The organism is Candidatus Seongchinamella marina (genome assembly GCF_026262685.1).
In the GTDB taxonomy this organism is placed as follows: Bacteria; Pseudomonadota; Gammaproteobacteria; order Pseudomonadales; family Halieaceae; genus Halioglobus; species Halioglobus marinus.
Genome location: NZ_SHNP01000003.1, coordinates 1 through 15,133, shown reverse-complemented (window position 1 = coordinate 15,133; position 15,133 = coordinate 1). Strand labels below are relative to the sequence as shown.

At 47.9% G+C, this 15,133-nt stretch carries 12 protein-coding genes, 1 tRNA gene and 2 pseudogenes; 10 read left to right on the top strand and 5 right to left on the bottom strand.

What is annotated here, in order from left to right; translation table 11 throughout:
* Window positions 1-27 precede the first annotated feature (27 nt).
* The 3 genes from EYC87_RS08460 (at window position 28) to EYC87_RS08450 (ending at window position 2,260) form a co-directional block, all read left to right on the top strand.
* Entirely contained in the window at window positions 28-1,818 is a 1,791-nt protein-coding gene (locus tag EYC87_RS08460) for an acyl-CoA dehydrogenase C-terminal domain-containing protein (RefSeq protein WP_279252492.1), read from the top strand.
* A gap of 98 nt (window positions 1,819-1,916) precedes the next feature.
* Window positions 1,917-2,129 (top strand): DUF3094 family protein, encoded by a 213-nt coding sequence (locus tag EYC87_RS08455; RefSeq protein ID WP_007230238.1) that lies wholly within the window; start codon window positions 1,917-1,919, stop codon window positions 2,127-2,129.
* Window positions 2,130-2,183: 54 nt separating this feature from the next.
* A tRNA-Pro gene (locus EYC87_RS08450) sits at window positions 2,184-2,260 on the top strand.
* Between the two features lie 286 nt (window positions 2,261-2,546).
* Here the strand turns inward: EYC87_RS08450 and EYC87_RS08445 are convergent.
* Window positions 2,547-3,146 (bottom strand): PIN domain-containing protein, encoded by a 600-nt coding sequence (locus EYC87_RS08445; RefSeq protein ID WP_007227489.1) that lies wholly within the window; start codon window positions 3,144-3,146, stop codon window positions 2,547-2,549.
* Window positions 3,147-3,236: 90 nt separating this feature from the next.
* On the opposite strand from EYC87_RS08445, the gene EYC87_RS08440 reads away from it, so the two are divergent.
* From EYC87_RS08440 to EYC87_RS08430, 3 genes and pseudogenes are all read left to right on the top strand, one after another.
* On the top strand, window positions 3,237-3,446 hold the full coding sequence (locus EYC87_RS08440; RefSeq protein ID WP_279252491.1) for a hypothetical protein: 210 nt from the start codon (window positions 3,237-3,239) through the stop codon (window positions 3,444-3,446).
* Window positions 3,447-3,511: 65 nt separating this feature from the next.
* Window positions 3,512-4,063: pseudogene (locus EYC87_RS08435) on the top strand (IS6 family transposase); the annotation flags it as partial.
* Between the two features lie 91 nt (window positions 4,064-4,154).
* Window positions 4,155-6,116 (top strand): hypothetical protein, encoded by a 1,962-nt coding sequence (locus EYC87_RS08430; RefSeq protein WP_279252489.1) that lies wholly within the window; start codon window positions 4,155-4,157, stop codon window positions 6,114-6,116.
* 109 nt (window positions 6,117-6,225) lie between these two features.
* Here EYC87_RS08430 and EYC87_RS08425 read toward each other — a convergent pair.
* Window positions 6,226-6,909, bottom strand: a pseudogene (locus tag EYC87_RS08425) (IS6 family transposase).
* 162 nt (window positions 6,910-7,071) lie between these two features.
* Window positions 7,072-7,947 carry a TIGR03619 family F420-dependent LLM class oxidoreductase gene (locus tag EYC87_RS08415; RefSeq protein WP_279252488.1) on the bottom strand — a complete coding sequence of 292 codons (876 nt, stop codon included), beginning with the start codon at window positions 7,945-7,947 and terminating at the stop codon, window positions 7,072-7,074.
* A gap of 467 nt (window positions 7,948-8,414) precedes the next feature.
* Between EYC87_RS08415 and EYC87_RS08410 the strand changes: the two genes are divergently transcribed.
* The gene (locus tag EYC87_RS08410; protein ID WP_279252487.1) at window positions 8,415-9,746 is read left to right on the top strand and encodes a phenylacetate--CoA ligase family protein; all 1,332 of its coding nucleotides are present in this window, start codon (window positions 8,415-8,417) and stop codon (window positions 9,744-9,746) included.
* A gap of 342 nt (window positions 9,747-10,088) precedes the next feature.
* On the opposite strand, the gene EYC87_RS08405 is transcribed toward EYC87_RS08410, so the two are convergent.
* Complete coding sequence (locus EYC87_RS08405) at window positions 10,089-10,274, bottom strand: hypothetical protein (protein ID WP_279252483.1); 186 nt, start codon at window positions 10,272-10,274, stop codon at window positions 10,089-10,091.
* A gap of 550 nt (window positions 10,275-10,824) precedes the next feature.
* On the opposite strand from EYC87_RS08405, the gene EYC87_RS08400 reads away from it, so the two are divergent.
* From EYC87_RS08400 to EYC87_RS08390, 3 genes are all read left to right on the top strand, one after another.
* Window positions 10,825-12,099: a glycosyltransferase gene (locus EYC87_RS08400; RefSeq protein ID WP_279252486.1), complete on the top strand. Its 1,275-nt coding sequence runs from the start codon at window positions 10,825-10,827 to the stop codon at window positions 12,097-12,099.
* Window positions 12,096-12,821, top strand: coding sequence for a hypothetical protein (locus EYC87_RS08395; RefSeq protein WP_279252485.1), 726 nt, complete (start codon window positions 12,096-12,098; stop codon window positions 12,819-12,821). Before EYC87_RS08400 ends, EYC87_RS08395 begins: the two co-directional genes overlap by 4 nt.
* Before the next feature lie 155 nt (window positions 12,822-12,976).
* On the top strand, window positions 12,977-13,849 hold the full coding sequence (locus EYC87_RS08390; protein ID WP_279252484.1) for a Stf0 family sulfotransferase: 873 nt from the start codon (window positions 12,977-12,979) through the stop codon (window positions 13,847-13,849).
* 1,000 nt (window positions 13,850-14,849) lie between these two features.
* Here EYC87_RS08390 and EYC87_RS08385 read toward each other — a convergent pair.
* Window positions 14,850-15,035, bottom strand: a complete 186-nt coding sequence (locus EYC87_RS08385; RefSeq protein WP_279252483.1) for a hypothetical protein — start codon at window positions 15,033-15,035, stop codon at window positions 14,850-14,852.
* Between the last annotated feature and the right edge of the window lie 98 nt (window positions 15,036-15,133).

Below are 15,133 nucleotides of genomic sequence, written 5' to 3'. Positions count from 1 at the left end.
CTCGTTCCATCGAAAAAGGTAAAGACTATGCCAGAGTATAAGGCCCCCCTGCGCGACATTAGCTTTGTCACCAATGAAGTACTCGAAGCAGAGCAGTTATTTCAAACGCTTCCGGGCTACGAAGAAGCCACTACCGATCTCATGAACGCAATCGCAGAGGAGGGTGCCAAATTCGCTGAAGGCGTGCTGGCTCCCTTATATCAGAGCGGTGACCAGGAAGGCTGCAAGTGGAGCGAAGAAGGCGTGGCTACCCCGACGGGCTTCAAAGAGGCCTACCAGCAGTACATCGACAACGGATGGCCTTCGCTGAGTGCGGATGTCGAGGCGGGCGGCCAGGGGATGCCCAATCTCCTGGGTATTATCAACACTGAAATGGTGGGAACTGCCAACTGGGCCTGGGGCATGTATCCCGGCCTCAGCCACGGTGCGATCAAAACCATTGAAGAGCATGGTAGCCCCGAGCAGAAAGAACAATACCTGACACGGCTGGTGTCCGGCGAGTGGACGGGTACCATGTGCCTTACGGAGTCACACTGTGGTTCCGATCTCGGACTCCTGCGCAGCAAAGCCGAGCCCCAGGCTGATGGCTCCTATGCCATAACCGGTCAAAAAATATTCATCAGTGCCGGCGAGCACGACATGACGGATAACATCATCCATATCGTTCTTGCTCGGCTGCCTGATGCACCCGAAGGCACTAAGGGAATATCCCTGTTTATCGTGCCCAAGGTTAACGTTAGTGAAGACGGCACTCTCGGCGAACGCAATGCCGTACATTGTGCGTCAATCGAGCACAAGATGGGTATTCACGGTAACGCCACTGCAGTCCTTAATTTCGACGGCGCCAAGGCCTATTTAATCGGCGAGGAAAACCGAGGCCTCAATTGCATGTTCACTTTTATGAATACCGCTAGAGTGGGTACTGCTGCACAGGGCCTTGCGCACATGGAACTGTCTTTTCAGGGTGCCCTTGCCTACGCCAAGGATCGCCTCGCCATGCGCAGCCTCACTGGGCCGAAAAACCCCGATGGTCCAGCGGACCCAATTATTGTGCACCCAGACGTGCGTCGTATGTTGCTGACCCAAAAAGCTTTCGCAGAAGGTAGCAGGGCATTTTTGTACTTCCTTGCCATGCAGGGCGACATCGTAGACAAAGGAACTGAAGAAGAGGCGAAAGCGGCTGACGATCTGATGTCGTTACTGACTCCTATCGCCAAGGCGTTCATGACCGAAACCGGTTATGAGGCTGCCAACCACGGTGTGCAGATATTTGGTGGCCATGGCTTTATTCAGGAGTGGGGCATGGAGCAAATCGTTCGCGATTGCCGCATTGCCATGTTGTATGAAGGAACGACCGGTATTCAGGCCCTGGACTTGATTGGTCGCAAGGTGCTGGGTTCAGGCGGTAAGTTATTGACCAATTTTACTGCCATGATCGAAGAACTGATCGCTCGTGGTTCTGAAGAAGACAAACAATTCCTGGAGCCTTTGAAGGCGCATAGCGACGAGTGGTTGGGCCTTTCTATGAAAATAGGTGAAGCTGCAATGAGCAACCCGGACGAAGCCGGCGCTGCTGCGGTGGATTACCTGATGTACTCCGGCTACGTCACTTTGGCTTACTTCTGGGCCCATATGGCAATGGTGGCTCGCCAAAAGATAGCGGAAGGCGACGAGGACAAGTCATTTTACGAAGCCAAAATAATGACGGCCCAATTTTACTTCCAGCGTTTGTTGCCGCGCACTGAGTCGCTGAAGACGACAATGTTGGCCGGCGCGGACAATCTTATGCAAATGCCGGAAGAGCTGTTCGCGGTTTGATCATGTTGCTGCTAGGAAGTTGCCTCTCATGGGGGTGACATTCCCAACTTTCGAGGGGAGAATACGCAATCCGTATTCGCCCCTTTTTTTATGCTGCTATGAATGATAAATCCGAACAAGAAGATCTCAGCTACAAAAACAATTTGTATCCTGAGGATCAGGAAAAAGTAGATGGCTTCCTGGAACGGGGAGTCAACTCGGTGGAGCGTAAGCCATTCCGCCCCGGTCGCCTGTTAATCATGCTCATAGTGGTCGTTGTGGGTCTGAGTATTTTCAGCCAGTGGCTGGCTCGTTGGGCAGGCATTTACTAAGCCCTGCTACCCCTCGTCAGCCTCAACCTTTGATATAGTCTGCCCTCCAACTCGCGGTGTGTAGCGCAGCCTGGTAGCGCACTTCGTTCGGGACGAAGGGGTCGGAGGTTCAAATCCTCTCACACCGACCAATAAAATCAATGACTTACAGGATTTGTCTCCTGCTGCCAACGTCACGGGAAGCGTATTGGAAGCAGGTTGACACTGCTTATCTGTCTATTTAACTGTCCGTTTACCCTCAAACTCAGCTCTGAGCGATTGTCTGCGATGTAGAGGGGGTGGGGGCCATAAACTCATATGCCGCCGCGAGGGGTACCACTCCCACTTGAGAAAAGCGGAATTTGAACTTAAGTCACTCAAGCGCAGCTGCGACGTGTTTGGCTCGGTTAAATGTCCGCTTTCACCTCAAAGCGGACGCTAGGATGCCTTTAATTTGTAGGAAACTTTTCCTTCTGAGACGACGATTTTTCCACGTTTCTCCAACTGCTCGACCAGAGAGTCAAGTTGTGAATCACTGAGATCCTCAGTAGACAGGTTATTAATGCTGTTCTTTAGAGTTGCAACCTTCCTGGGGCGAGAATGCCCTCTGGAAACAAGGTTTTTAACGATGGCTTCGAGCATTTCTGAATCAGTTGCTGCGCCTGAAACCTTTAGAACCGGAATCTCAGCTAACTGTTTCTCTCGCTGAACTTTGAAGCCCCTTGCCTTTAGATGGCGTATTAGTGGGTCAAAGCCAGTGTCTTTGGAGATTATGTGAAAGTAAGCATTTGGGTCATCTTTTATAAACTCCCCAATGTAATAAGCAATATGAAAATCGAGCGCGTTCGGTCCATTGCCTGATATTTTTATGTACCGTGCTTTGTCACCTAGCTCTTGCATCGCTTTAGCCAATTCGAAGCTAAGCTTTGTCTGATTTGCGCCAACGAATAGATAAACTCTGAAATTATGGTGTGCAAGAATTTCAAGATTTTTCGGTTGAACGTTCTCATAGTCGATTAAGACGTAATTAGTTTGCAAGGGCCGATTTCCAATGTCTTCGAAGCCTAGAGCGTATCAGAGCCGCCGAAATTTGTCCGCCAGCAAACACTGGATTACCGCAGCCGCGAGGTGTCTATCAACCGCGCCCAAACGGTGACAGAGAAAGACGGCAGTTTCCGCCTGGTAGTGGCGCACCAAAATCCTGGCATTGCCAACTGGTTAGACACAGAGGGCCAACCCTTCGGCCTCATGTTTTGGCGCTTCTTTCTCGCCGAGGGCGAGGTGGTGACGCCAACCTGCGAGGTGGTGAAGCTGTCTGAGGTGGATAGCATCGTATGAACAAGCTCCCCTTGCCGGTACGAATGCTAAACCTGGGAGGCGGCGCATTGTGCGGCATTGGCATTGAAACGATCCGCCTTTGGGGTATCAAGTTCGGAGCCATTTATGCCCGCCGATTGAAGCGAAAGCACCGAGCTTACGGTGACACCTTCTACATCGATGAGGTATTCGTCAGAATCAACGGCATACAGCATTGCCTTCGGCGGGCCGTTGATCAGGATGGCGAGGTGGTGGACGTATATCTGCTGGCCAAGCGCGATGGGGCAGCTGCCAAGCGGCTCTTCAATAGGCTGCTACGATTTCATAGTGGAGAATCCAGAAAGATTGTGACTGACAAACTGCGTAGCTATGGAGCCGCTCATCGGGAGCTAATTCCTGAGACGATCCATAGTACTCAACAGTATGAGAACAATCGAGCCAAGCAATCTCATGAAGCTACACGGGTTAGGGAGCGAGGGATGCGGAAGTTCAAATCAATGAAACAAGCTCAGAGGTTCCTTATTGCCCATGCAGCCACTTCTAATCTATTCAATTTGGAACGGCATCTGGTCCCGGCTGAGCACTATCGGAATCTCAGGATCAGTGCGTTCAATGAGTGGAGCAGGGCGGTTGCCTGAAGCGAGGAGGTCGCAATTGGCGCGATTCAAATTTTTTAATTTGTCAGTGCCTACCATTAGCCACTACTAACGGCGTGCCCTGCAGCGTAAAATGTACGGCCTGAGCCACACTAACACTATCAAAATAGAGATCTACACATTGACGAATTTCAAAGCACTGACTAAGCGCATCGTGGGCATTGTTGTGATCGCTCAACTTGCTTACCTGCTCATTATCAATACCGCGCTGCACCTCTCTATCACTCAAGATTTGGTGAATAAAATTAAACCCGAGAAATTTCAAGTCTCTTGGGAGCGCGCCTGGAGCTTTTATCCATTTCGCGTGCATGCTGAGGGCATCGTCGCCAATGGCCAAAGCCGGACTCAACAATGGGAAGTTCTTGCAACATCAGGTTCAGGCTCGATTGCTCTATTGCCCTTGGTGTTAAAAGACGTTTATATCTCTGACATTGAAGCAACAGACATCGACTACCGACAGCGCCCGCGATTGAAACCCGAGCGCGACTACAGTAAATTGCTCGCACATTTTCCGCCGATTACCGGTAGAGAAATCGTCCCCGTAGAAACGCAGCCCCTCAAGAGTAAACGGCCATGGAAAATCCATCTGAACGGGCTGCAGGCTCAGGGCAATCACCGCTTTTGGATATTCAATATTCAAGGAACAGCCAGCGGCTCAGCAACCGGTGAAATGTACATGGAAACACGGCGTGGCAAATTTTGGCTGGATATCGTTAACGCTGATCTCAACCTTGGACCCGCTTACCTCAACGGGGGCGCACAAGCCTATAAGGGCGGCACATTGCAGGGTGCTCTTGGTTTCACGCCAATGATTCGCAGCGAACATCGAGGAAAACGCATGCTGCGCTTTGGTTATACCGATGTGCAGCTCGATATAGGTATGGAGAATTTCAATTTTATCAACATCTTTACAACCGGCCTTGGCGATCTTGCTATTAAAGGCGCCGGCCAAGTAGAGGGCCGTTTAGTACTGCGAGACGGATATGTGCGTGCAGGTACACAACTAAAGGCCTCAGCTAACGATCTCGGCGTGACCATTCGGGATGTCGATATCTCTGGCCAAGGAACCGTGCTAATTCACACCCCAACCGATAATGACAGCCCCATGGGGCTCAGTGTTGGCTACGAGTCGTTGCGCGCCTCAGAAGTCGGCGCGAGTGAACCGTTCCTCAAGGGCAATAGCTTGCGCTTAGATTACAGTGGCTCAAATTATATCTACCCGGACCCCGACAAGAGTTTTCAAGAGCTGTGGAATGACGACGCCGCACGCAAGCGACGCGCAATGAATACCTTCAACTTATTAATCGATGATGCAACGGTCATTGATATGGCGACTTTCAATACGTACTTACCTCCAGAAAGCCCTTACACCTTTGCAGGTGGCAGAACCCGATTAGACGTTGACATAGCCTTCGGCGAAGAGAGCATGAACGGTTCCATTCAGCTCGACTCTACCGCGGTAAAAATACAAGTCGACGAGCAAAGCTTTGAGGCTGATATCGACGCCGACATTGCTATCCCTAGCGGTATACCCCGTGAATTTAAAACAAACTTGAGCGGCTCAACGTTACGATTATTTAACGTTCGCGTCGATGGTAATGAAGAAAATTTTGAAGGTGATTATTGGTCCGCGGCTCTCGAATTGACATCGGCAGAAGGTACCGTAGAACAACCGTTAGCGTTAGATGCCAAAGCAACTCTCAGCGTGAGCGATACGAGGCCACTGGTTGCGTTCGTTGACAATAAAAGTAACCCCCCTAAATTTTTATCCAACTTGATGGCCGTTAAGGGTTTAAGCGGCGAAGCCGAAGTCCACTTATCCAACGGTAAAACCACCATCCCCTTAGCTTATGTGAATAGTGAAAAAGCAGAAGTTGCAGTGAAGGCAACGTTTTACGATGGCGAAAGAGATGGCGTTGTTTATGCGCGGTTTAAAAAATTGGATGCGCTGCTAAAACGTGAAAACGGCAAACGCAAAGTGGTGGTAACCAAATCTAGGGAGAAGTTCGATCAATACGAGATTCCCGAGAAATAAGTTGCTTAAACACGATCTGTAGATCGGCCATCTTCACAGCATCTACGAGCTGTGCAGAGGGTATCGGCAAGTTAAAAGCCACGAACGAAACAGTTCCGATCTGCTTGCCTTACGCAACCGCCCTGCTCCATTCTGCAAACGCACTTATCCTGAGATTCCTATAGTGGCTAGCTTTTATCAGATGCCTGCCAAGATTGAACAAATTAGATACACCAGCGTGGGCACCAAGAAACCGCTGTGCCTGCCTGCCCGATTTGAATCGCCGCATCCCTCGCTCTCTCACCCTAGTCGCCTCGTGCCATTGCTATGCCCGATTGTTCTCATACCGCTCAGTGCTATGTATCGTCTCGGGAATGAGCTCACGATGAGCGATTCCATAGCTTCGCAACTTGTCAGTCACGATTTTCCTGGGTTCTCCGCCATGACTTCGCAATAGCCGCCTGAAGAAGCGTTTAGCTGCTGCGCCATCCCGTCTAGCCTGAAGGAAAACATCAACCACTTCTCCGTCTTGATCCACCGCACGCCAAAGGCAGTGCTGGTTGCCGTTGATCTTGACGAAGACTTCATCGATGAAGAAGGTATCGCCGTAGCCCCGGTGCTTTCGCTTCAGACGCCTTGTGTAGATAGTGCCGAACTTGATACACCATAATCGGATCGTTTCTCGACTGACAGTGATACCCCGCTCTGCCAGAAGATACTCAATATCGCGGTGACTGAGATTGAACCGATAGTAGAGCCAGACGGCGTAGGAAATGGTATCAGGTGGGAACGGGTGGCGCTTATAAGTATTCATGAGGTGATTCTACCGGCGATGGGCATTTAACTTGGCGATACCCGCGCCGGCAGTGATTGGGGTCAAGAACGCCATGGAATCGCGTGAGATTGACCCTCGGCTTAGGCACCAGGGCAGCCAAACTTGCGATGAAATCCACTGGATTGCCGGCACCGTTCTCCATCATATGTCGATAACGTCCTGTGCAAAACGTATTAGGGCAAGTTTTTTAACTTCAATTTGTTCCGGATTTTCACCTTGCCGCAGCCACCTTTCTCGTTTCCAGGGTGTAATCGCTACACGATTTGACAAGCCCATACTATCCAACTCGTTATAAATTTCTCGAGTGGGCATTTCCATCAGCGTAAAAAATAAATCCATGGGCTCCGACTTTTTTTGCTCAGCACGCAGATTTTCTAAAATTTTGACGGTTTCGATTAATTTATCTTTGGACATCGGTTCACCCATCCAGCCGTCATGCCGCGCAGCGCGGCGCAGGGCTGGCGCGCTAGATCCACCTATTCTTATTTTAATTGGTTGGGTCGGAGTTGGTTGCTGCAGTGCTCCGTTGAATTGAAAAAATTCACCTTCGTGGCTAACTTCGGTACCGCTCCATAATTTCTTCATGACCATAATCGTCTCGTCTAGCCGACGGCCTCGAGACTGGAAATCTACCCCTGAAAATTCGAACTCTTCTTTTTGCCAGCCCGCGGCCAGCCCGCAGCTGACTCTATTATTAGTTAAGCGAGATGCAGTACTAATCGCCTTAGCAGTGCTAAAGGGGTCGCGCAGAGCTGCGAGGTAGATGTTGGTGGTAAGACGCAAACTGCTGGTTGCCAACCCGATGGCGGTAAGGATAATCCATGGGTCAGGCCATTGCGCCTCTCTGGGTCGCCAAGTAGAGTCCTTGCTATTGGAGTGGACAGAGACAGAGTGTGAGGGAATCAGGAGATGATCGGCTACGGCGACGCCATAAAAGCCAATTTTTTCTGCGAACTGCGCTAGTTCGATGTAGTCCTCAACCTTACTAATGCCGACCAGTGATAACCAGTGTTTCATAATTTTTGATTTCGCAAAAAACTCTTTTAATGGTTGACGTGTAAGTCGTCAGACCTTGAGGGGCCATTTGCGCCTATTTCTAAGAGACACTTTTCTGCCGTTTACCTCTCCAGTCTAGCCTGCTAATTGCAGGTTGTGTATTTTTCGTTTCGTGATTTTTCAAGGTGCTATATATCACCTCCTTGGCATTGTCCTTGGCCAGAGCCGTGGCGACATGAGGAAATTGCGCGGGGAAATTGTCGTGCAGAAAAAGGGTGCGCATGTTGCAAATAAAGAAGCGCAAGTGTAAACAAGATTATTGCATTTAACAGGATTTTTCTCGCATTGAACTGATTAGGTGGCGGTACATTATGGGGCTAAAGATAAACCAGGCAACAAGTCTACAACGGGAGCGTGAGGAGCAGATGCGCTGGCCGTTGCGTAATAGTGTACCTAGTCGGCAGAGGGTTGAGGCGCTCTTATCGCGAATGCTTGAAAATGAATTTCGCGATCTTGAGGAGATGCAGGAACGCATCCGTCAACGGTTGCAGGAGTTTCTCCTATTTGCTGTACGGCAAGTTCCTTATTATAGGGAGATGATAGGCAAACTAGATTTGAGAGAGACGGACTTTTCCTCTCAGGTAGATTTGTCCATCTTTCCTCCCCTGACCAAGACCATGCTACGCGAGCATAGGGATCGGTTGATGGCGGAATCTGTGCCTGACGGCTATGAAGCAATTGGTGGCATAAAAAGTTCCGGCACCACTGGTGAACCTGTGCAGGTAAGGCTTTCCCGCAGGAATGCGCAGTTTTTCGGAGTGCTCAAACAAAGAGAGCTTCGTTGGTTTCGTTATGCTCCGACTGGTTTGATGGCGTACATACGGCCTCCAGATGAATTCCCACATCAATCGTATGACGATAGGTCGAAAACCTATCATTCCAATCAGTGGCCTTATGTGAGTAACTGGTTTGAAACTTCCCGAGCTATCGGATGCGACATTTTGTTGCCTATCGATGATCAATTGCAATGGTTGAGAGAAAATCATGTGGAGTATCTCACTGTCGAAGCAGGGGTGCTTGAGAGCTTGGCATTCGGCCAGGAAAATTTCAGTCACTGCCAAGACCTAAAGGGAATACAGGCAGTCGCAACGCAACTTACTACGAACATGCGCATACGCGCTCAGGAAGCATTCGAACTGAGAATTGATCAAAATTACGGATTAAACGAAATCGGAATCGTAGCATCTCGCTGTCCCGAAGGAGGGCGTTATCATGTCCATATCGAGCATTGCCTGGTGGAAATTGTTGATGAACACGGTCAGGCCTGTCGCCCTGGGGAAACGGGGCGCATTCTTGTTACAGGTTTGAATAACCTGGCAATGCCCCTGATCCGATATGATACCGACGATATGGCAGAGGTAGTTGAAGGTCCGTGCCCTTGCGGGAGAACCCTGCCATCGTTCGAAAGAATTACAGGCCGCTACAGGAGAACGGCTTATCTTCCTGGTAATACATGGCAGTATTGGGAGAGCTTTCGAAATAAAATTGAATCAATTCCTGCTCCTATTTCGAAAAACTTCCGTCAATATCAGCTTCATCAGTTTCAGGATGGTGCTTTCGAGTTTCGTTTTATCTCGGTTGGGGATTCTGATTCCGAGTTTACAAGTTATGTTTCTGATTCCTGGAAAGAGGTGGTAGAGTCGGTCGCCCCTGGTTCAAATGAGAAATTTGATATCCGGCAGGTGGACTTTATCCCTAAAGGGATGGGAAGGAAATACCAGAATTTTACTTCGGATTTCTCACCGAACGAAGACGGCTGAGTGCACCTTGATCGAATGCTTTCAGGTCAGTGCAATGGAAAAGGCGCGCGCACATCAAGTTCCTGGCAGCCAGGCTGCTGCGTATCGCAATTGCCATAATATGCGGGTTCGCTTGTTGTCTGTTTAAGTATAGGAAGTATAAAGGCCCTGTTGAGAGCGGACACCCTCGCTGATTCTGTTGACTGGGGTTGCTGATCTGGAGAAGTTCGCGCTGATTGATCCCAAAACCTTGTTCACTGTGTTTGGCATGCCAATCCTTCATCAAGGGTTGCTTGCCTCACCGTTTTCTTCTCTGGCTAACGTACGCCTTGCAGATCCGAGCAATCGAGAGAAGTAAGAGGTTCAAATAGAGAAACAGTAGCCCGTGCTCGGCTTTGATTTTGAAGCCCTCAAGCCCTCAAGCCCTTGACCGAAGCTGGCTAAAACATCCTGCCATACTGTGAAGATGAGCAAAAGCGCAACTAATGCATTTACGTAATCGTTTTCCGCGAATTTCAGGTACTTTTCCGCAGCAACCTCGGCTTTCATGAAGCATTCTTCTTTCATATTTTTTTAACTCTCGATCTTCGGGCGTGAAATCACAACTACACACAAGTTCCCTAGCTCCGCAATGCCTAGAGACCTGCTCTATTTTTAGTGATTCTCCTGTACGTTAGAGGGTACCGTGGCTCCCACGTAAAATCTGTAAAACTCAAAACGCCCGACCACAGCTGGTCGTAAATTTGATACCGTCATTTCTTTCGGATACGTTAGAGCGGTCGATCGCGCCGATTATATTCTGAAATTTGTTCAGAATATTTGGACTGGCCGCGGGAGTATATGCGTCGCGTTGCGGAACAATTTTTTCGTTCTTAATTCCGCGTCACGCACTAACGAGAATTATATGCAGTGCTGCAGAATCAAGTCATAAACCAACTAATTTATTGGTACTCGGGCAATACGCCGGCTCTCTGCAGGAAATCAATGCCCAATTTTATATTTGCTACTTGAGTACAAAGTGCTTGCTGGATGGTAATATAGCTTTCCAGTATACTCCGGCTCTGGAATTAGACGTGTTTGCCCAGAGCGAAGGATTGTAATGAACGAAGTTAGACAAAAACTTGTTTTGGTCGCTGATGTAAAAAACTGGGCATTTTGCAACATCGCAACCCATATCCGTAAAAACCTAAGTCATCGCTATGATATCGCCATCATATACCAGGACACTTATGATAATTGGTTCGACTCAATAGATGATGCAATTTTCGAAAGGAACGCGGATATAGTACATTTTTTTTGGCGGGAAACCGCACTCAACTTTTTTATGAATCCTTGGGTCATCACTGGATTTCTAAAAATGAAAGAGATTTCCGTTGATGTTTTTGCAACTCGTATAGCAAACACCGTTATCACAACCTCAATCTATGACCATCTTTTTTTGGAGGCTCATGAAATTGAGGATCGGCAGGGCAAAATCTCGTTTTTTGATGGCTACTCTGCGTCATCTGTAAAGTTACGAGATATTTACAGAGATAGGTATGGCGCTGGGCCAACCAATGTCATTCAGGATGGCGTTGATACTGAACTTTTTACAATGTGGGATCAAAACAGATTCGACTCTGATCAAGAAAAACGAATGGTAGTAGGCTGGGTCGGAAATTCAACTTGGAACCCCAACGAAAGTGGTATCGATTCTAAGGGCTTTAACACTATTGTTAAGCCAGTCATTAGCGAGCTTGAGGAATGTGGCTATCCTATATCCGGTCTCTTTGCAGACAGGAATATTATGTGGATTCCACGAGAGGAGATGCCTGCCTACTATAATTCTATCGACATTCTAGTTTGCGCCTCTCAAATAGAGGGGACACCCAACCCTATATTGGAAGCGATGGCCTGTGGCGTACCCGTGATTACAACAAATGTAGGTGTTGTTAATGAGGTTCTCGGGCCGAAGCAGAGCAGATACATAATAGATGCAAGGAACGCGGAAACTCTCAAGAAACACCTTATCCACCTCTGCGAAAACAGGGAAGAGCTAGCCGAATTGTCTGCGGAGAATCTGCGTAGTATCGAAAGCCATACGTGGCAGGACAAGATGACTTCATGGCTATTTTTGTGGGATTCCGCTCAGGAGAGGAATATGGCAAGACGCAGTTACAAAGAAGCCATTTTGAAGTCATGGGTGAAGGAAAGGATGCACACCGATGATTTGGAGAGCGAACTGCAGGCACGTAAAAAGGCAAATCAGCGCTTGCGGGAAACAATTCATTGTTTACACGAAGAGCGTGAGGTTATGAATCGACGACTTGCCATTCGTGTCACGAAGAAAATACACTGGCTGTGGCGTGGGCTTAAGCAAAGGCGATTTGAGTGATTTTAATCATAATGCCATGGGGGCGCGTTGGAAGTAACCTCATCAATAGTATTCTAAGTCAGCATCTAAAGCCCATAAATGGTTGTGTTTACAATGAGCCTACTACGGGTCTTCAAACGCGAAATAGAGGTCAGGGCGCCCAGGCAATTGCTGTTGCTCAGGCACGTTGGTGGGAAACATTTGCCGCGGAGTGCGAGGAGAATAGTGCGATTGCCGCAAACGTAAGCATTGCTTCAATTGAAGAAGTCAACTGGTTCATCTCCTGCGTTGAAGAAAGTACGGCAAAAGTGATTTATTTGGATCGAATAAATGTGGTAAAGACGGCTGTGTCTTCTATAAAGGCTCAGCAGTATTCTCGGCACTCAGAGAAAATGTATGGCAAACCAAGCTGGGAGATCCCTGTAGGCAGGGAGCCATTAAAAGAATTTTACGTGGATCCGGAGCAGCTTGTGAATTCCATCCAGCGTCTCGAGCGGCATCGAGCAAATCAACGCAGACTTCAATCTTTGTGCCCGGGACTAAATATTAACTATGAGGAACTGGCCCCCGACATCCCGACTGCGATTCGAAGAATTACTGATTATCTTAAAATCCCCGCCCGTGAATACAAGATAAATTCAATAAAAGCTACTGCCAATGATCTCCAGAATGAAATTATTAATTTCTCTGAAGTTCTAGATCGCTTACCAGTTGACTATCAATCCCAGCTTTTGGCGAAATGAAGGCCCTTGATTTATAAAACCCTGATGCGAATAAAAATTTGCTTAACTGCTTAACTGCTTAACTGCTTAACTGCTTAACTGCTTAACTGCTTAACTGCTTAACTGCTAAGATTTTAGTAGTCCGAAATTAGAGGGAGTTGAACATCGCTAATTTGATGAATTCTTATGAAGATGACGTTAATAGGTTGACAGCAATCGCAGGTACAGCGGCATGGAGCAAAATGCTTAAAATATACTTCGATAACGTCGATAACTATCGCCCTTTTGACAGTGCTGTAGTTGATAAGATGTGCATAGTGAATTTCACCTCGCGCACCGGCAGTACATTTTTGCTCGAACTACTGACTAGCAATAGCATATTAACCGCCCAAAAATTTGAAAATATTAATCCACCAAATTTTTTGCCTTTCAAGGAGCGAGCACGAAACAACATTAACGGTGCCCTCACCCAAGTGTTGCAAGATAACTCATATGAAGGGACCTATCTGACCAAAGGCGCGATAATGCCAATGTTGTTTTTAGCAAAAACTGGTCTTTTCACGGCGCATAGAGAAAACTTGAAAATGGTCCAGGTGATACGTCGTGACAAAGTTGCGCAAGCAATATCTCTCCTGAAAGCTGAACATACAAAAATATGGCACCTCAAGACTAATGAGCACGGGGCCGAAAGGATAGCGAGAAACTCTAGGGACCTATCAGGCGCCTATAGCTATAGCCGAATCCTTACGATAATAAAGAATATCTGCAGGGTGAATTCGATTTTTTTGGCGATTTATAAGGAATTCAACTTGCCACACCTGCTGGTGACTTACGAAGACGTTGTTGAAAATAGCCGCGGGTCAGTTCAAAAAATTTTGGAATTTTGGGATATACCCTCAACGACGAATAATTTTTCGGAGGGAGCCACGAAATACTCGACCACTTCAGATCAAACGAATACAATCTGGCGAGAATTGTTTCTCAACGAGCTAAAGCAGGATGATGATGCTAAGGCTTTTTTGGAATCGAATGCGATCCTTATTAATTGATCGTTTTTTTAGGGATAGCTATAAGTATAAGCGGGATTAACGCTATCTTTTCGGTCAATCCATTATAAGCAACGTCCCACTGGCAACCACTTATCGCGGACCAGGCTGTGTTGGGACGATGTCCACCTGCCCCCCGATCAACTCGGGGCCGCCTGTGAAATCTATGCCTGTGCCATAGACCAGGCGGAGCCGATATTAGTCGAGGAACTGAGAAGTCGTTACCTGTTACCCTGGTGCGCAGAGGCGAAAAAAAGCTTGTCAAACAGCCAATCTGCATTACTCCCTCTGGTTGAGCAATTCATGTTTGACCTTCAGGCGGTTGGACTCGATTGAGAAGAAATCAACGCCTTGCCTTGACGACAATACGCAGGTATCCGGCAATTTTGGTGGAATCCCCGACCCGCTGCTCCTTATAACTCCCTCCCATGTAACTATTATGGGTACAGGAAATCATTATGGGAGCCATATCTGCCTTGCACTAGACCAAAATACAAAAGAAAATAACAACTATCGTTCGATAGTAGGGCTATATTCGGCATATTCTCCATTTATGACCTTCTGACCCACCCTGGGCTCGGGCGGGAGAATTATGTCACGACTAAAATGATTTCTATTGACGGGCACTTACCCAAGCGGAGAAGAAAAGGGCATCAATGCAACGAAACATCGTCACAACTGAACAAAGAATCAAAAGCTACCTTCCTCACATCGATGGAATTCGAGCGATTTCGATCTTGCTGGTTCTCCTGTTTCATTACGAATTACCTGAAATAAGCGGCGGTTAAGTATAGGAAGTATAAAGGCCCTGTTGAGAGCGGACACCCTCGCTGATTCTGTTGACTGGGGTTGCTGATCTGGAGAAGTTCGCGCTGATTGATCCCAAAACCTTGTTCACTGTGTTTGGCATGCCAATCCTTCATCAAGGGTTGCTTGCCTCACCGTTTTCTTCTCTGGCTAACGTACGCCTTGCAGATCCGAGCAATCGAGAGAAGTAAGAGGTTCAAATAGAGAAACAGTAGCCCGTGCTCGGCTTTGATTTTGAAGCCCTCAAGCCCTCAAGCCCTTGACCGAAGCTGGCTAAAACATCCTGCCATACTGTGAAGATGAGCAAAAGCGCAACTAATGCATTTACGTAATCGTTTTCCGCGAATTTCAGGTACTTTTCCGCAGCAACCTCGGCTTTCATGAAGCATTCTTCTTTCATATTTTTTTAACTCTCGATCTTCGGGCGTGAAATCACAACTACACACAAGTTCCCTAGCTCCGCAATGCCTAGAGACCTGC

Coding starts and splice junctions, on each gene's coding strand:
- EYC87_RS08460 (WP_279252492.1), top strand. CDS start 28: ATGCCAGAGTATAAGGCCCCCCTGCGCGACATTAGCTTTGTCACCAAT.
- EYC87_RS08455 (WP_007230238.1), top strand. CDS start 1,917: ATGAATGATAAATCCGAACAAGAAGATCTCAGCTACAAAAACAATTTG.
- EYC87_RS08430 (WP_279252489.1), top strand. CDS start 4,155: ATGTACGGCCTGAGCCACACTAACACTATCAAAATAGAGATCTACACA.
- EYC87_RS08415 (WP_279252488.1), bottom strand. CDS start 7,947: ATGAAACACTGGTTATCACTGGTCGGCATTAGTAAGGTTGAGGACTAC.
- EYC87_RS08410 (WP_279252487.1), top strand. CDS start 8,415: ATGCTTGAAAATGAATTTCGCGATCTTGAGGAGATGCAGGAACGCATC.
- EYC87_RS08405 (WP_279252483.1), bottom strand. CDS start 10,274: ATGAAAGCCGAGGTTGCTGCGGAAAAGTACCTGAAATTCGCGGAAAAC.
- EYC87_RS08400 (WP_279252486.1), top strand. CDS start 10,825: ATGAACGAAGTTAGACAAAAACTTGTTTTGGTCGCTGATGTAAAAAAC.
- EYC87_RS08390 (WP_279252484.1), top strand. CDS start 12,977: ATGAATTCTTATGAAGATGACGTTAATAGGTTGACAGCAATCGCAGGT.
- EYC87_RS08385 (WP_279252483.1), bottom strand. CDS start 15,035: ATGAAAGCCGAGGTTGCTGCGGAAAAGTACCTGAAATTCGCGGAAAAC.